Source organism: Rhodococcus sp. LB1, assembly GCF_001583455.1.
Lineage (GTDB): Bacteria > Actinomycetota > Actinomycetes > Mycobacteriales > Mycobacteriaceae > Rhodococcus_F > Rhodococcus_F opacus.
Genome location: NZ_LTCZ01000201.1, coordinates 20,569 through 36,890, shown reverse-complemented (window position 1 = coordinate 36,890; position 16,322 = coordinate 20,569). Strand labels below are relative to the sequence as shown.

Below are 16,322 nucleotides of genomic sequence, written 5' to 3'. Positions count from 1 at the left end.
TTGGTCGTCGTCTTCGCCGGAGCCGTGCTCACCGCCGGTACCTTCGTGGCGACAAACTTCTCCGCGGACGTCGACTTCGCCCCAGCCGTCTTCGCCGGCGACTTCCTCGCGGCCGCCTTCTTCGCAGCCGTCTTCTTCGGCTCTGTCGTCTTCGGCGGCGACTTCTTCGCGGCCGCCTTCGTCGCCGGCACCGCTTTTGCCTGAGCCTTCGTTGCCTGAGCGTCACGGAAAGCTTGCACGATCTCGGCCGAAATTCGGCCGCGGGGAGACACTTCGCGACCCTCTCCGATCGCCCACTCTCGAATATCCTTGGTCGTCGTCTTCGCCGGCGCCTGGCTCACCGCCGGTACCTTCGCGGCGACAAACTTCTCCGCGGACGTCGACTTCGCCCCTGCCGTCTTCTTCGGCCCTGCCGTCCTCGCCGGAGACTTCCTCGCGGCCGTCTTCTTCGCAGCCGTCTTCTTCGGCCCTGTCGTCTTCGCCGGCGACTTCTTCGTGGCCGTTTTCTTCGCGGGAGCCTTCCCCGCGACTATCTTCTTCGCGGCCGCCTTCTTCGCGGCCGCCTTCTTCGCAACCGCCTTCTTCGCGGCCGCCTTCTTCGCGGCCGCCTTCTTCGCCGGCGCCGCTTTTGCCTGAGCCTTCGTTGCCTGAGCGTCATGGAAAGCTTGCACGATCTCGGCCGAAATGCGACCGCGGGGAGACACTTCGCGACCCTCTCCGATCGCCCACTCGCGGATCTCCTTGGTTGTCCCCTTCGCCGAACCTTCGGAAATCCTCGGTGATACCGCCATCGTGCTCTCCTTCTACGTCAGGGCAATCGTCGAACGCACACAGTAACGGCAGGCTCGTCCCGCAAATGCGGAAGCTCACCGAACTAACAATTCAACGTCTCAAGACATTGTCCATGTGGGCAGACCAAACACGATCCTCTTCGAGCTCAGAATCACATCGCACCGAGCTTCATGCAGGACGAGCACGACTCAGCCCGACAGGGATTATTCTCCACCGAAATCCCGAAATTGCCTCGGCAGCTGCGACATTGAAGTGTTCGACATTGCCGAACCCGGTGTTCACGGTGCCGAGCAGGGTGTGCGCCTGACGGCCCATCACCTTCTCACCGACGACTGTGCCGCAATTCCGGCGGTGCAGCGCTTCCCGGACTCGGGTCACAGCGGCACCGAACCTCACGTCGCGAAGGCCGCGCGCCGGCCACATCCCCAGCAGCCCGGAGAACACCGTCGTGGCCGTGCCACCGCATTCGGGGGGTGGTCACCCACAACCGGCATCATTCTCTTCCGCACCGCACTCACACACGGTTCACCCGAAACCGACTGCGGCACCGTGCACACGAGTGGAGACAACTCGACACAACACCGCGATGATCAACAGGCACCGGGACGGCTACCCCTCGCGACAACAGTGGGGCGGGCGCCGGCCGAGAAACCGCGGGAGCTCACTCCGATCAGCTGGCGTCAGCCCGTACGTCGCCGCGTTATCCCACTGTCGGATCGAAAATCGTGAAGGAGGGAGGCGAGCACCATCTCTCGGGCCCATCTGTCGGCATCGAGCTGCGCCGACTGCACCACCGTCAGCGTCGGTGGTTTTTCATCCGTCGACCAGCATGAGCGCGAGTTCATTGCATTCGTGCCGGCACTCGTTATGCAGCCCTGCGCGACGGTCGTGTGGGTCAAGATGTCGGTCGCGGTTCGGCGGGTCTGCGCGTAGTCCCGCCACGTGCACGCCGTCAGATAGGCGTCCTGGCCGAGCCTGATGATGTTCCGCTGGCCACCGCAGGACCGCCACCTCGACCTCCTCGTCGAGCACCAGTTCCGTCCACGACTTGTCGGCCAACGGTCGCGTGCGGACGATCCGGTCCGGTGGGATGTCCTGGCCGCGCGGTATTGCCTCGGCAACCACGGCGCCGACGGACAGACCGATATACACCGCGGTCATCTCCCATCGCACCTGTTCCCTTCAGCGCTGACAAGGTCTCGGGGCACATCTTCACGGCTCGGCATCCGGCCCCGGGGCTCCCGTGTCGGGGGTGCACATCTCCCGGTTCAGGCTGAGCGGCGGCCGGTGTGGGTCGCTGCGCGCGTAAGAATGACCTCTACCAGCACAGATTCGGTGAGGTGCGGTTGACGTACGGTTTGGGGATGGGATCGCCCATCACCAGTCTGTACGCACGCGTGGCGCAGGACTTCACCGATCGTCTCCTGGGCTGCCCGCAGGACCGCTGGAACTCGGCCTCCCCCTGCCCAGGCTGGACCGCCTGGGACGTCGCCGCCCATGTGGTGGGTAACCACCGACGGGTCTGCGCAGGGCTCAGGGGAAATGACTACCGGGTGCCTACCGCCGGGGAGGACGTGGTGGCCGCCTGGCTGGATGCGACGGCCGGGGTACAGGCTGCCCTGGAGTCGGAGGCGACCGCCCAGCAGGTATTGGGTGCCGAGTTCGGCAACCTGCCTTTCGAGCAATTCGTCCGGCGGATGGCGTGCGCCGACACGCTGATACATACCTGGGATTTCGCGCGCGCCACCGGGCAGGACGAACACCTCGATCCCGAGGCAGTCGAGCTGGCCCGAACCTTTCTGGTCGCAGAAGACGACCGGATCCGGCTCCCCCACGCCTTCGGGGCCAAGGTGGCGCCCACAGACAACGCCGACGCCCAGACCCAGCTGTTGAACTTCTTGGGCCGCGCCACCTAACAGAACTGCGTGGCGCACAGAGTCCGCCGCACGGCTCGACGATGTGCAGATCGACTGGGCTGATCGTGCGACGACGCCATTCTTCATCGTCGCGGTCGCGTTCGGCGGTCGGTCGCGATCGCCGTGTGGCTCGATCTGCTCTTCAGGGTGACGTTGCTGCCCTAGAACTGAGGAACCGCATCGAAGACGCTGAGTGCGGAGATCTTCTCCGCCATCCCGCCTTTCCCGGATCGACCGCGACCGGAGATGCAACGCGCCGTTGCCGGCCCCGTCATGCCTCCCGCACCGGATTCAGATGCGTTCGCTCGGCGCCCAGAACCTCACTGCCCACCGAATGTAGGGTCGGGAGCCGGCTCGGTGGCAGATCCTGACCGAAAGTCGCGCAGCCACTATGAGCAGAGCGGATTCCCGCTCAGCTGTTCTTCTTCGCGACCGTGGCCATGGTGCCCCGTTTCCAGCTCCCGCACTCAAACACTCGCTCAGTGTGTGCGGCTCGGGCCGGGACCACGAATAGAGACCGTATGCTCGCACAGCACGGTTCCAGGTCACGAGCCGACCACCTCGGCTCCCCGACTCCGCTGAGTCGATTCGATCAGGTCCCTATTCAGCACAATGGCAACACTATTCGGTCTGTTTGGGGTGCCCTGTGCCCGCATGCTTCAGCCACAACGTGCGGTGCTCGATATCCAGCACATACCAGACCCGGCCACCGGCGGTGACCTCGTACTGCCACTGCTCCATTTCCACCCCGTTGTGCACCCCGGTCGCGAGCTTGCCCTTCAACCGGTGATGGCGCGTCGTCGACTCCCCCGCAACCGGGCGGCGTCGCAGCTCCTCGTACGCCACCAACGTGTTCGCCGGCGCCTGCCAGCACAGCTCATCCCACCCCTTCGCCGCGTCACTGGTCGCGAACCGCAACTCCCACAACTCGCCCGCCGCCGGCGGCGCGACCCGCTCACCCCGCTTCGGGCTCACAGCTCCGGCACCGGCACGGCCCCGAAGTCACCCTCAGACGGCATCGACAGGATCCGAGCCAACTCCGGATCGGCATACACCTCCGCCGTGTGCCGCCACGTCTCGATCGTCCGGGCCGGCGGTGCCGGATTATCGAGCGATGAGCCTGCCCGTAGCGACGCGATCAGCTCGTCGACGAAGTCGGCGAACTCCTCAGCCGACAGGTAGCTCACCCACGGGAACGCCGCCGCCACCACCTTGCGGACCAGAGCGCTGTCATCGGAGTGCAGCAGGGCGTCGACCATCGCCGTCGCCGCCGCGAGCACCTCCCGCTCCTGATCCGCCCGCACCGCCGTCATCAACACCAAATCCTCATCGTCGCGCCGCGTCACCCGCAGCGGCCGCGCCCCCGACCGCTGCCACTCCGACAGTGTCGCCTTCCCCTTGTTCTGGATATCCGAGAACGGCACCTCACCCACAGACATACTTTCAATGTACTTTTAAAGTGTGCGGTCGGCAAGGTGTGCACCGTGTCAGTTGGTACTCCCAGTGGCTCACTCTCGTTTCCATCGAACGAATCCCCGGAGGAGAAAGCGTCCTGCTCTCGGATGAGGCTTCGAGGCGGACGGGGTCGTGGCCGCCCGAGAATGGGAGCGAGCGGCGCTGACCACACTGTGGCGGCAGGCCTTCACCGCCCAGCCCCGCACCGACGGCACCAATGCCGCGAGGCACGCGGCACGAAGACCATGACGGCCGGAATCCCCTATTACGCGCCCCACGGCCCCCTTACGCTCCCCGCGGTCCCCTTACGCGCCCGACTTCTTGTTACGCAACACCACCAACGGCAGCACCAGAGTGGCCACCGCGGTCACCAGCCACACCACCAGAGTCGCCAGAATCCACGTGCGCCACCCATCGATACTCAAACCACCGACAAGCGATGCGATCACCAACGCCACCAATGTCGACACGAGCCCGACACCTCCGAGAAACGCCGACCCGTTCTGCGCCACCACCTTCCCAATGAACGGAGACAGCACACTTTGCACCACCGCAAACACCACCACCACGGTGACAAATCCCGACGCGGCAATCGAAACCCCCGGCAGGAGCCACTGCGCCACCAGCAAACCGATCGCTGCCGACCCCAAAAAGACCACGACCCCAACCCCCCGCATGGCGCGCAGATCAGCTCGGGACCCGCGGCGACCGTGCGAGACTGCTCAGCCCGTCGAGAACCTGATCGACAGCGGTGGTCGGACTACGGACATCATCGCCCTCCGACGCCCAGAGACGACCACGAACGAACGCGAGCATCGCGAGTTCACGCTCGAGGTCGACTGCAGCCCGGTCGCTCACGACTCTCATCCTGCCCCGAGCAGGGGTCTTGAGAATTGTGCGCCGCCCGGCGACGTCGAGACAGCCGCTAACCGCGCGGCCACATACCTCACAGAAAGAGGACATTCCCTCCCCGCTGGTCAACGGAGCATTCTTCACAGGCAAGTCGTGGGCGGTCGAATCACCGAGCGCCCACACCACAAGCGCCGCGGCGACGACGACCAGACACACCGTATTCAGAACTCGAGCTCCATCTTCGGCGAATCGTGGACCGCCGATCAAGGCCGTTGCCGTGCCGTCCGCATCGGTGCCGATGCCGAGCGCGCGGCCAAAACCGTATTGGCGCAGAACATGATCGAACGCACGCTCGACGAGGAAATGCCGTTCTCGTAGCTCACCGCGGACAAGGCCGACGGTCAGATGAAGTCCCTGCGAATCCTGGCTTGAGGAACAAGAAGTGTCGTACGTGCCGGCCACCAGCCTGGGCGACGACGTGTTCACCCCCGACGGGCGCAACGGCCGGGCGAAGAGATGATCGCCGCCCCGCCGAGGCAACGCCCCCGAATCTTCGCAGCGCGAGTATTCCCATGTGCGGGAGCCGATTTCCATCGCCTGGACGCCCGGACGTGGCCACTGGCTGCCTGCGAAACGCCGTCTAGTTCGGCGACCTCGTAGACCGTGACCGCAAGGCCCCTAAGCCGCCACGAGGGCACGAGTCGCTGAGTCGGATGTAAGGCCGCCGCGAGAGGCGCCGCGACACCCCTCGGCGCGCAGCCACGCGACGAGAGGCACCTCTCGCTGAGGGCAGCCCCGCGTTCTCCCGACTCGACGACACACACAATTCGGATCTCAAAGTTTCGAGTTACCGAATCGAGATAGGTCAGCATCCCAGATCAGAAAATGATCTTGAACGGTCGGCCCATCCGCACGGAAAATGACATTCACGCCATTTCCCGCGGGGAACCGAGCGCGGCGCAGACACAGCCCGAAGCTCCAGTACAGCGAAAGGGGGGCCGCAGGTAAACTCAGTCCCCCTTTCTGCCACAGCAGCGCCAGCACTTACTGGCCAGCGCAACTAGCCGCTGAGTGACCCAGCAGAACCCGAGAAGAAGTCGAGGACGCCGAGAAGGGTGGAGACGTTCGAGAAGAAGTCGGCCAAGAAAGCAAGGTCCATCTTTGTAACTCCAGTTCGATTGTTCAGAGAATCGTGACACACAGCACACGATGTGAATATTTATACCGGTCCGATAACAATTCCGCAACGACAAGTTTGCGGTCAACCAGCAGCGAGTGAAATCCGGCCCACACCGAGGAGGGGCACATCGCGGTCCAGTCCGCGGTGGGGGTGGTGGAGACTCGGATCGATGGTCAAGCCCTCGGTGTCGGCAAAGACCAACCGGTGCATCGTCGACCGCGACCGCCCACCGATGCACCGGCGCCCACTCGTGCCCACCACCACCGGGTCCGGCTCACTGCCGCATGGTCCTCGATGATTTCCCCGATGACATCGGCCGCGGCGCTCCTGCGGACCAGCACCCGGCACGCGATCGGACCTGCACGAACACCGACCCGGCAGTCATCCCATCCTTGTTCCGGCCGCGGTCGCCAGCCAGCGTGCGGATGGCGCACTTGCCGGTCTGCAGCAAGCACGTGCAGTCGTTCCGGCGCGCTGAGCGCACTAATCCTGACCGCCGGGCGATCCGGTGACGGGAACATCGGTGCGGGCCGCCCGGATCCGCATCATGCCGGAGTGCCGGGTGGTCGGCATGATCCCCGGCAACAGGAACCCCCACATCTCGTCCACCCGCTGCTCGAGATCCACGCGATGGGTCAGGACCTGAGACAGGGTCTGGACCCCGGTGAACGCACCGATGACGAACCGCGCGAACGTCGGCGGGTCGATAGTGTCGACAAGGTCGCCTTCGGCGACCGCGCGGGCCGCCAACGCTTGACAGGCGGCGATCCAATCCAAGTACGGGCCCGCGGGGCCACGGTCGTCGGCGCTGAGCTCGAGGGTGATGCGAATCCCGGCCCGCACGATCGGATCCTGCACGATCTGCCGGGCCATCTCGTGGCAGAGCATCACGATTTGCTCGATCGCCGACGACTCCTGCGCGGCGATGGCCTGCACCGCGGAGATCGAGATCCGGTGCTGCTCGGCGATGATGTGCCGGGCCAAATCCTCCTTGGACCGAAATGAAAATACAACGCCCCCTTCGTCATGCCCGCCGCCTCGAGGATCTCGACGAGACTGGCGCCCTCGAACCCGGACTTGTCGAACATTTCCGCTGCCCCGCGGACGATCTGCGCCCGGGTCACCGCCGCCCGTTGCTGTTGCACCATGTACCGCACCTTCCGTGCCCTTCGCCGCTGCAGCCCGGTGACTTTCGATCGCACCCCTTGCAGCCTGCGCGACGCTACCACCGGCACCGGTGCGCCTCACCTCTGGAAAACCACGCGTCCACCTGCACAGCCGCCGACACCCGCTCACACGAAAAACAGACCACCTTGCCGCTTCTTCGGTGAGCTCCGCCCGGTCAGCTCCAGCGCCGTCGCTGCTCGGGTGTGTCGCTATCGGCGGTCGCGGCACTGCTCGGCGATCTCGTCGGCGTCCCGTGCCAGCCAGGTCAGCTCGCCCACCGACCCATCCCCGGGCAAGAGCAGATCCGCCCATCGGCACTGCGGCCCGCGGACGCACACCAACGCCAAGCCGGAATCGGACAACGTCTGCCACAGTTGCTCACTCGCGGACGACCCCATGCCACCCATTCAACCGCACCACACCGCACTGACACGGGGTCCAGACCGGCCCGTCCGACCTCGAACACCCGCACCCACCGCCGGGCGCTGCGCACCACACGCGGACGATCTCTCATTGCCCGGGCGGGCAGAGTTCGGCACCAGGCGAGTCGATCGGTCAGGCACCGAATCCGTCCTGCCAGAACCAACACCCGCACTCGGATGCGCGATGCCGACGCAGACGTGCTTGCAACCGACGGCCGCCAGCCGCAAGTGTGGTCCACCGAGAAAGGCATGTGACATAGGTCACGCTCGGGCGATTGGGGTGGGCGGCGGATCTACCATTTCATCGCACCGGAACACGAAGGAGCAGGTCACCAAACCAGTACGGCGACAGCTAAACCTGAACTGGCTAGCAGCAATTGGTGCACACACCGTTCCGCCGAGCTCCGTCGATCCGGTCGATAAATTCACACGCCCGCAGCACATCCGAGGAGACATCAGCGACGCCCACCACCCAGGCACACCAACGCGGATCCGCACCGCCCGACCGTTGCGCGCCTCCTCCCGGACGCGCACCGTGACGAGCGCCGTCAGGCTTCACGCGGCGGGTACCTCTTGTATGTCCCGGCGAGGCCCGGCCGGAGCGGACTACACTCCGACCGGGCCGCTTCGGCTCACCTGCGCGTGACTGCGTCTCGGGTGGCCTCCGGCGCGTATGTCACAGCGGCCGAAATGGTTTCAGATTACGTTGATCCTTCAGATGCAGGCTCGGCATCGAGGGCTCAGTCCGCCCGCACCGACGCCCGCGCACTCCCGGCTTACGTCGTCGGCTTCACCCGACGCAGATCAGGACACCCACGACCGCTACTGCGACCAGCGAGGCGCCGCCGCAGATCAACCACGCCCGCGTCGCCAGCTGCCGCCACCGATCGCACCGCTCGTCCACATCCGCGACAGCTACCGAGCCCACCGGATTCGGGTGGGACGCCCGGGACTCCGCAAGGCGGCGAACCTTTGCGTCCGCTCGTGCCGCCACACCGAACGACACGGGCACCACCAGAAGTGTCACCACCAGCAGAGCAACCATGAGACCTGCGCCCGTCCCGAACATCAACGTCCCTTCCACAGCAAACAGGGCCCGTCACGCGTATCGCGCGTTGTTCACCGGTTACGCGGAGCCACGGGCACAACCACGCCCCTGTTAGCTCTATCGCCGAACTGCCACCGAGTGTTTCACCCGCCGGCATCGGCGCAGGACCAGGAGTGGTAGCGGGCCTATACGCCGGGCATCGGGAACTTCCACACTGCCACCACGACCACGCCCATGATGAGCCCGGCGTACAGAACAGTGCCAACCACACCGACCCGCAACGTATTCAGCAGATTTGTACCCAAGTTTTCGGCGATCCGTGCCATGACAACTCTTCTCTCACGTGCAGATAATTCTCGACTGCCACGTCGACGACGCGCACCAGCCACTTTGGACCGACTTCGACACCTGCACATTGGCCGAAATACCTACACCCATACCCGAAATTAGATCTGGAGCTTTGGGTCTCGAACTAGGGTTGCAACCGAACGCCCCCGAGCACCAGCCTTCTCCCACAAATTCAGCTGTGTTCTACATCACACGATCGGCATCCGAACCATGCCTGGCCAAGCATTTCGCGACACCAGCACAAATCGTGCGAGGTTTTCCAACCAGCCCACCAGCAGTGGACCGACCGGGCCGTCGGGCGTTCGCGTCCACGGCAAGTGAGCGGCTCGCCACACATACTCATTGCACAGAACAGCTACGACTACGCCCGGACACGCTGCAGCACAGAACAACCAGTGGACGATACAAGATTGTCGCTCGATCACTCGATGCCGAAGTCCGCCGGCACTGTTGTGGCGAAGCAGAACTCATCGGGTCCGGCGGCACCACCCCCGTCGCCGGATCGCGCCGACCCTGACCGAGAGACTGCCGCCGGATCGCACACAGTGAAAGAAGACATGAAATCGCACTTACTGGTCGGTAATCCGGAGGTGCGAAAATTGTGCAATGGCATGGATCACACTCCCTGGACTTCCATGCTCCGGCTCACGAAGATCAATTGTGCGCTGCTCGTTCCTACGTGCAGACTGTCCGTGTAGCGCCCCTGCCAGCTGATCTACATCGTTGGCGGGGGCTGCGCTTGGCTGCGCCACAACACATCAAGCGTGTCACCGCCGCTGTTCGCACCTATTGACGCGGCGGCCCACGGCTCACGTGTCACCCTCGGAGCGAGTCGCCTCTCGCCCCAGTCTCGTTCGCCTATTTCCATGCACGTATTCTCGTCGCCCCTTCACACGAATTGGGCAGACGGTTTCGATTCGTACTCCGGCGGTGGTGACGGCGGGGTGGGTGTGTGCGGCCGTGTCATCGGCCAACATCCAGGCGAGGTGTTCTCGGCCGATGTTGCACGCCATCGACATCCGGGTTCGCGGCGAGGATCGCGGCGACCGACGACGAGCGTGAAGATACCCCGAGGGGTCGCACGTGGACGACCATGCCCGCGTTGATCCGGGACGCCCGGACCCGGTCAGATCCACGACCCAGGCCATGCGGATCTTGACCCTACGGACAACCCCGGGCACGAAAACAGGTATGACTATCGGTCGTTCTACCGTCGTCGGATGAACCTCACGCGAGGAGCCTGGGAGTCGAACAACCCCCGAACCCTGCAAGTCGAGGCCCCCGATGCACAATCAGCTCCACCGCGATCAGCTCCCACCACTCCCCCTCATCGCACGCGACTTCATCACCATCCGCCACTACGATCAGTGCCACACCATGCTCGGCGCCGACGCGTCCACGTGCTCGTCGTGCCGCAGCACCGAACTGAGCAAGGTTCCCTCGTCCGGAACGCCGCGATCGTGTCGTGGACCGTCATCGAGCTGTCCCCAGTTGGACGGCACCGACTTCACCCCAGTCACGGGCGCGATCGTCGCGCTCGATCGATCGGACCGTCGGATGTACGCCCGGGTCGACGACTCCCTCGCACCGGGTGCCCAGGAGCAAGATCCGCGTCCGCAACGACCGGATGATTGCAGGCGAGCCGAATCCGCTGTTGGTGCGGTTCTATTCGTCGCCAATCCCACGACCGATCCGCGTGGACTGCCGCCGACCGCACCGTTCTTCCGAACCATCCCTGTGCCCTGACGGCCTTGTCGAAGGCCGAGCCTGACGTCAACGGCGGCCGGCGGACGGAGTCCCGCTGCTTCCGGACCCCGACAGTCAGCCGTGAAGAAGTCGTCACGTCGAGCCCAGCTCGGCCACCAGAAAGAGCGGCTTACAGATAGCCCCTCGATGCCGCGAAGAAGAGAGAACACATTGAGAAGGCTTACGGGTATGTTGCGTGTCTCGCAGTCACCCTCGGCGCATTCCTTGTCAACGCGCCGGCGGCATCAGCCACCGGTCTCGTGTCCAACGGCATCGCATGGACCGACGACCTGAACCCGGTCCCGCACCCGCCCGGCATCATCGAGTTCTGCACGATGGGCGTCGTCGGCACCGACTCGCTCGGCAACAAGATCGGCATCTCCGCCGCCCACTGCGTCGACGGCACACCCGACGGTGCACCCGTCTACCGCTATGCGCCGACCGGACCGCGGGAACACATCGGCAACATCGCGTACCGCAGTCCCGGCGGCGGGACCGGCGTCGACTGGGTGGTCCTCTACCTCAACGCTGACGCGGTACTCACATCGAATGGTCCCAGTGCCCGCGTCGACGGAATCGGCTCCCCCAACCCGATCGGTCCCCACTGCAAGGACGGGGCCGGCACCGGCCTCCACTGCGGGTCAATCACCGCGCAGAACACCACACGCTTCTACAGCAACGCCCAATCAGGCGGTGGCGACTCCGGTGGACCCGTACTTCAGAACAACACCGAGATCGTGGGCATGGTCCGCGGATTCGACACCGCGCTGTTCGCGTTCGAGTACATCAAGTTCACTGCCGTCCTCGACGGCATCAACGCCCAACCCAACCCCGTCGGGAAAGGCTTCATCGTCACCAACAACTGATATCGACGCAGACTTGCCACGAGGACAGCAGGAGGTGGACATCCAGGACCGTCAGCGGGCTACCAGATCTGCTGCACAATCAGCCACGCCACTCTCGGACAGGTTGGGGAAACGGACTGTAATACAGCCACCAATTGTCCATTGGACATCCTTCCGCGTGGGCGCCCCGGCGGTCCGTCGATCATACGTCCGACATCCCGACAATGACGATGTCGAATATGCACACACGCTCGAGTTCGACAGGCAGGAGTTCGTGCCGGTGTTCAGCGGCGGCGTCCGTCTGCACCGCAGGTCCGGCCGGCGCGTTCGTGCCTCAGGCCGAGCGCGATGCCGCGTGGGAGGTGGCGTGGCTGCGTGAGATCGAATGGCAATCGACATCCGCGTTTCCATGTCGGTTTCCGGTTGTCGTGTCTGTAGTTCGCCTGACCTCGATGACCAGTCGACAGCCGAAACCCCACATGGCCGGCCGTTACTTCCCTTCGTGCAGGGTGATCAGTCCTTCTCTGCGGGTGACACCGGTGTTCTACGACGTCGGCGCACCCCGATCCACAAGTTCGCGGGCGGAAAACTACTAACGGCCATCCGCTGGCCCGGGCCAGAGCTTGGCAGGCGTACAGGGACCACCGAAGATGGTGGTTGCAATAGTGCCGACGGGCCAGACCGGGCAGCCTGCCATTCATCGGCAGATGCTCGACAGGTATGGGGACAACCTTCGACGGGCCGAGTCCGTGGCCGCACATCACCCGCGCGATCCGCACGCGCGGAACCCGCCGTGCTGCGATCGCGCACCTCGGCCAGGACGCGCCCACCCTGCTGCCGCTGCGCGCCGGGGACGTTCTTGTCGTCAACGCCTCCCGCACCGCCGTCCGCGCACACCTGACCTCCCCGGTAGCGCTCGCCTACTACGTGGACGCCGGAGTGCGGGTGCTGTCGTCACCGAACCTGCACGCCAACGTCATCGCCACCGACCGGCGGGCGGTCATCGGCTCCGCCAACGCCTCCCACAGCTCCACCCTCGCCGACGAGGCCGCGGTCATCACCGACGATCCCGACATCGCCACCTCCGTGCGGGCCTTCATCGACGGCATCGAGGGAATCACCGAGGTCGACCAGCCGTTCCTCGACAACGCCACCGCGCAATGGCAGATCGGTCGGGCGGTACCGATCCCCGGCGTCAGCGGCCGCGGGCAAGCCGATCCCGGATTCCTGCCCGCCAATGTCGCCCGAATGTTTCTGCGGCACATCGCCGAATACGAACCCAGTCCCACCGAACACCGCACCTGGGCCGCCCAGACCCGCCACCACCGCGCCCCGGCCGGGCCGGCCGCGAAATACCAGCTCGAATGGTTCCACCACGACAAGACCGACACCCGCCTCACGCATGGTGACGTCCCGGTCTTCGTCACCGCCGACAACGAATGGATCCACCCACCGGCCGTGGTGGATTCCGAGGCGATCGCGATCCCCCACGCCCACGGCGCCATCGGTCATCTCCTGCGCAGCCGCACCGACCTCTCCCCATCCCGGTGCCGGAAGCCGAACAAACCCTCGCCGACCTCCGACACCCCAACCCCCGCCTACGAGCCGACCACCGGATCGCCTCCCCCAGCCTGCGGACCGCTCTGCTCCAGCTCTGGAACCTCTGACATATTGCCAATACTGGCTTTTACCAGCGGGAACGACATGTCCCCACATGATCAGCGCACCAACATCGCCGCGGATTTACTCCGGTGTGCATCGCCTGTCCAGCCTGGTGGCCCACGCAATCCCGTCCCCGCGCCGTCACAACCCGACATGGGCTGCGCCGGTATCTTCTCGTCATATCTGAATCAGGATGGAAGCGGACTTCGTTCAGATGCCCGAATCACTCACCCGCCCGTGAAATCACCCCCAGCACCGGACTGGAGGCCGAATTGACTCATTAACCTGGGGAGATGACATGTCCCCATTGCGGCAGGGGCTGAGAAGAATTCAACGTGCAGGCTGGCACAGGCCTCAGGGTCGCGGTGCACGCCGTACGCCGCAGCGGTGTCAGTGCGCGTCCTGGAACGCCTGCTCGATGTCGGCCGGAATGCGCCCGCGTGAGGAGATTTCGTACCCCTGCTCGGTCGCCCAGGCACGGATCTCCTTGACGTTCCCGCGCCGCCGCACCGGGGCATCCTGGGCCACGGGACGATCCGAGCGTCGTTTGCGGTCACCGATCCGGGTGGCGTGCTCGACGAAGAATCCGATCTGCTTGTGAAACTTGCTGGCGTGCTTGTCTTTCAGATCAATTTCGTGGTACACCCCGTGGACGGAAAAGGTGATGTTCTCCCCGTCCTCCCGAATACGGTTCCGTCGATGTCGTCGACCAGTTCGACAACTACCTTGCACGCCACAGTTCCCCGATCTCTCACGTCTCGATACAGCAGGCAGAACCCTACTGGCGGCGGCCGATCGGGGGGACCGACCCAGGGGACGTGCCATTCCGCAGTTCAAGGGGTGCACCGGCGCTATCGGGTATGCAAGTTAGCGGTGAACCCGTAGCTCAGAGGCGGGCAGAGCGCGATCGAGGGCAGGAAGGTGGGCACCTCCGGTCCCCAGGCGTAGTGCACGTTGGCGGGGAATCCGAAGATCCAGCACACCATCTCCACTTGGTGGGTGTTCGCCGAACCCGGGGCACACGTCGACATCGCACCGAGGATGAACCGTTGCACGGTGCACCTCGGCGGGTCCGGCGATGGTGCCGCGTGTGCGGGTGCCACGGTCAGGGACAGGGCGGCGGCCACCGTGGACGCGACGAGGGCGAGGCGCAGATACCGTGACATGGGGTCCTCCGGTGGTACGAGCCCGACCCCCGCCCATTCTCGCAGGTCAGGTGTCGCTGCCGCGGCCTGTCCGACGAATCTTCTCGCGGCGGGCATGCTTGGCCAGCAGGTGCTTCCGGTTGTTCTGGGCGCGGAACATCTCGTCGAGCATCCGGTTTTCGATGTTGTGATGGAAGCGGAGGATGCGTTTGGCCGCCAGATACACCAATTCCTGACGGTCCGAGCCGAGCCGTTCGGCGAGGGCGTCGAGGTGCACGAGGAGTTCGTCGTCGAGGGCGACGTCGACCCGGACGGCGGGCGGTGGCGGTCGCAGGTCGTGCACCGGCGCAACGGTCTCCAGGTCGCCCGTGAGGTCGCCAGGGTTGTCCAGGAGCTGGCGCACCGCAACCCGCACCAACGCCGAGCTCAACCGGGTGCCGTGCCGGTCCGCGAGCCGCTCGATGTCGCGGCGTGCGGATGGGCGGATCGACACCTTGAACTTCTCGTCGAGCCCAACGGCGCCGGCCTCGCTGATCAGCGCCGACCGGTAGTTGCCAGGGGCGGCGAGGAAGCGGTGCACCGCGACCACGACCAGGTCCCGCGGCGACGCCTCGTAGCGGGCGGCCAGGGCGCGGAAGCGGGCCGCCGTCGGCGAGTCCAGTTTCAGGGTGACCGGGTCGTGCGGCAGCGACCGTGCCTGGGCGGCCACCCGGCGGGCCTGCGCGAGGTCGACATCGGCGTGCGGGGATCCGATCAGTCTGCGGATCCCGACGCGGAGCAGTGCGGCGAGCCGGCGGGGACCGTACTCGTCCGCTAGCTCCTCGAGGCGGCGTTTGGTGTCCTCGTCGAACCGGAAGACGTGCCGGCGCCCGAATGGGTTGCCTTGCGGGCTCGGCGCCTTGCGGACGGCGGGCGCGGCGGTGGCCTGGTCAGCGGCCTGCTGGCGGCGGATGTTTCGGGCGAGGAGTTTGGCCCGGTTGGCGTCGCCGCGGTAGATCTCCTCGGTCACCGCCTTCTCGAGGTCGTGCGGGTTCGCCAGAAGCTGGCGGGCGGCCAGGCGCATGAGTTCGGCGCGGTCGGAGTCGAGCCGACCGGCAAGGGCGTCGAGTTGGTCGCGTAGGTGGTCGTCGAAGTGCACGTTCGTGCGCGGGCCCAGGGTTTCCGGGGTCAGGTCGCGGGCGGCGCCGATCGTGGCTAGGTCGGCGGTGAGGTCTCCCGGGTCGTCGAGGAGTCGGCGTACCGCGACCCGGATCGCTGCGGCGGTGAGGGCGTCGCCGTTGCGGGCGGTGAGCTTCTCGAGGCGGACCAGCGTGGAGCGGTTGAGGTACACGCGGGTGCGGCAGGTCAGATCGGTGCGGGTGTCTTCGCGGAGCACCGGGTGGCGGAATCGGCCCGCCGCGGCGAGGAAGCGGTGCAGTGCGACGCGGACGATCGCGCTGCGGTCGGTGTGGAACTCGTGGGCGAGTTGGTTGAGGCGAGTGTTGGTGGCGGGGTCGAGGTCGAGGGGTCTTTCCGCCCACGTGATGCGGCGGGCGTCGGCGGAGGCCCGGCGGGCCTGGTTCAGGGCTTCGGGCACACGGTCGGGGTCGGCGAGAAGCCGTCCTGCGGCCACCCGCACCAGCGCCCCGAATCGGCGCGGGCCGATGCCGGCGGCCAGCTCCTCGAGGCGTTGTTTGGTGGTCGGATCGAACCGGAGCGGGATCGGATCCCCCACCGGTACGCGGCCCATGTTTGTCTCGCTCAT

The 16,322-nt window shown here is 65.5% G+C and carries 15 protein-coding genes and 7 pseudogenes; 6 read left to right on the top strand and 16 right to left on the bottom strand.

Annotated features, from left to right (window positions below):
• The coding region (locus tag AZG88_RS54130; RefSeq protein ID WP_442971749.1) for a hypothetical protein at window positions 1–204 on the top strand (204 nt) is incomplete at its 5' end.
• Between the two features lie 65 nt (window positions 205–269).
• Here AZG88_RS54130 and AZG88_RS55720 read toward each other — a convergent pair.
• Window positions 270–341 (bottom strand): annotated as a pseudogene (locus tag AZG88_RS55720) (Lsr2 family DNA-binding protein); the annotation flags it as partial.
• Between AZG88_RS55720 and AZG88_RS54125 the strand changes: the two are divergent.
• A complete protein-coding gene (locus AZG88_RS54125) occupies window positions 310–636 on the top strand; it encodes a hypothetical protein (protein WP_061699558.1) in 327 nt (108 codons plus the stop codon). The pseudogene AZG88_RS55720 and the gene AZG88_RS54125 sit on opposite strands and share 32 nt — an antisense overlap.
• A 62-nt stretch (window positions 637–698) precedes the next feature.
• Here AZG88_RS54125 and AZG88_RS54120 read toward each other — a convergent pair.
• Both AZG88_RS54120 and AZG88_RS25305 read right to left on the bottom strand, forming a co-directional pair.
• Window positions 699–791, bottom strand: a pseudogene (locus AZG88_RS54120) (hypothetical protein); the annotation flags it as partial.
• 814 nt (window positions 792–1,605) lie between these two features.
• Window positions 1,606–1,953: a hypothetical protein gene (locus AZG88_RS25305; RefSeq protein WP_061699557.1), complete on the bottom strand. Its 348-nt coding sequence runs from the start codon at window positions 1,951–1,953 to the stop codon at window positions 1,606–1,608.
• Window positions 1,954–2,156: 203 nt separating this feature from the next.
• Here AZG88_RS25305 and AZG88_RS25300 point away from each other — a divergent pair, with 203 nt between their 5' ends.
• The gene (locus AZG88_RS25300) at window positions 2,157–2,708 is read left to right on the top strand and encodes a TIGR03086 family metal-binding protein (protein ID WP_061699573.1); all 552 of its coding nucleotides are present in this window, start codon (window positions 2,157–2,159) and stop codon (window positions 2,706–2,708) included.
• A gap of 621 nt (window positions 2,709–3,329) precedes the next feature.
• Here AZG88_RS25300 and AZG88_RS25295 read toward each other — a convergent pair.
• The 4 genes from AZG88_RS25295 to AZG88_RS52865 all read right to left on the bottom strand — a co-directional run bounded on the left by AZG88_RS25295 (window position 3,330) and on the right by AZG88_RS52865 (window position 5,021).
• Window positions 3,330–3,683 carry a hypothetical protein gene (locus tag AZG88_RS25295; RefSeq protein ID WP_061699556.1) on the bottom strand — a complete coding sequence of 118 codons (354 nt, stop codon included), beginning with the start codon at window positions 3,681–3,683 and terminating at the stop codon, window positions 3,330–3,332.
• Window positions 3,680–4,141 (bottom strand): hypothetical protein, encoded by a 462-nt coding sequence (locus tag AZG88_RS25290; RefSeq protein WP_061699555.1) that lies wholly within the window; start codon window positions 4,139–4,141, stop codon window positions 3,680–3,682. Before AZG88_RS25290 ends, AZG88_RS25295 begins: the two co-directional genes overlap by 4 nt.
• Before the next feature lie 327 nt (window positions 4,142–4,468).
• On the bottom strand, window positions 4,469–4,840 hold the full coding sequence (locus tag AZG88_RS25285; RefSeq protein ID WP_061699554.1) for a phage holin family protein: 372 nt from the start codon (window positions 4,838–4,840) through the stop codon (window positions 4,469–4,471).
• Window positions 4,841–4,850: 10 nt separating this feature from the next.
• Window positions 4,851–5,021: a hypothetical protein gene (locus AZG88_RS52865; protein WP_197487937.1), complete on the bottom strand. Its 171-nt coding sequence runs from the start codon at window positions 5,019–5,021 to the stop codon at window positions 4,851–4,853.
• Window positions 5,022–5,228: 207 nt separating this feature from the next.
• Here AZG88_RS52865 and AZG88_RS54115 point away from each other — a divergent pair.
• Window positions 5,229–5,658 (top strand): annotated as a pseudogene (locus AZG88_RS54115) (IS701 family transposase); the annotation flags it as partial.
• 618 nt (window positions 5,659–6,276) lie between these two features.
• On the opposite strand, the pseudogene AZG88_RS54110 reads toward AZG88_RS54115, so the two are convergent.
• The 6 genes and pseudogenes from AZG88_RS54110 to AZG88_RS51970 form a co-directional block, all read right to left on the bottom strand.
• Window positions 6,277–6,548 (bottom strand): annotated as a pseudogene (locus AZG88_RS54110) (hypothetical protein).
• A 130-nt stretch (window positions 6,549–6,678) separates the two neighbouring features.
• A pseudogene (locus AZG88_RS25270) lies at window positions 6,679–7,343 on the bottom strand (ScbR family autoregulator-binding transcription factor).
• A gap of 228 nt (window positions 7,344–7,571) precedes the next feature.
• Window positions 7,572–7,760, bottom strand: coding sequence for a hypothetical protein (locus AZG88_RS25265; protein WP_061699572.1), 189 nt, complete (start codon window positions 7,758–7,760; stop codon window positions 7,572–7,574).
• A gap of 814 nt (window positions 7,761–8,574) precedes the next feature.
• Window positions 8,575–8,853 carry a hypothetical protein gene (locus tag AZG88_RS25260; protein WP_061045168.1) on the bottom strand — a complete coding sequence of 93 codons (279 nt, stop codon included), beginning with the start codon at window positions 8,851–8,853 and terminating at the stop codon, window positions 8,575–8,577.
• A gap of 164 nt (window positions 8,854–9,017) precedes the next feature.
• Window positions 9,018–9,158 carry a hypothetical protein gene (locus AZG88_RS52860; RefSeq protein ID WP_009476098.1) on the bottom strand — a complete coding sequence of 47 codons (141 nt, stop codon included), beginning with the start codon at window positions 9,156–9,158 and terminating at the stop codon, window positions 9,018–9,020.
• 1,386 nt (window positions 9,159–10,544) lie between these two features.
• Window positions 10,545–10,700 (bottom strand): hypothetical protein, encoded by a 156-nt coding sequence (locus tag AZG88_RS51970; RefSeq protein ID WP_156517611.1) that lies wholly within the window; start codon window positions 10,698–10,700, stop codon window positions 10,545–10,547.
• A 486-nt stretch (window positions 10,701–11,186) separates the two neighbouring features.
• On the opposite strand from AZG88_RS51970, the gene AZG88_RS25250 reads away from it, so the two are divergent.
• The gene (locus AZG88_RS25250) at window positions 11,187–11,792 is read left to right on the top strand and encodes a hypothetical protein (protein WP_061045169.1); all 606 of its coding nucleotides are present in this window, start codon (window positions 11,187–11,189) and stop codon (window positions 11,790–11,792) included.
• A 699-nt stretch (window positions 11,793–12,491) separates the two neighbouring features.
• Window positions 12,492–13,438, top strand: a pseudogene (locus AZG88_RS25245) (phosphatidylserine/phosphatidylglycerophosphate/cardiolipin synthase family protein).
• Window positions 13,439–13,823: 385 nt separating this feature from the next.
• On the opposite strand, the pseudogene AZG88_RS25240 reads toward AZG88_RS25245, so the two are convergent.
• From AZG88_RS25240 to AZG88_RS25230, 3 genes and pseudogenes are all read right to left on the bottom strand, one after another.
• Window positions 13,824–14,170, bottom strand: a pseudogene (locus tag AZG88_RS25240) (histone-like nucleoid-structuring protein Lsr2).
• Between the two features lie 114 nt (window positions 14,171–14,284).
• Window positions 14,285–14,599, bottom strand: coding sequence for a hypothetical protein (locus tag AZG88_RS25235; protein WP_061043488.1), 315 nt, complete (start codon window positions 14,597–14,599; stop codon window positions 14,285–14,287).
• A gap of 46 nt (window positions 14,600–14,645) precedes the next feature.
• A complete protein-coding gene (locus AZG88_RS25230; protein ID WP_061043489.1) occupies window positions 14,646–16,322 on the bottom strand; it encodes a CopG family transcriptional regulator in 1,677 nt (558 codons plus the stop codon).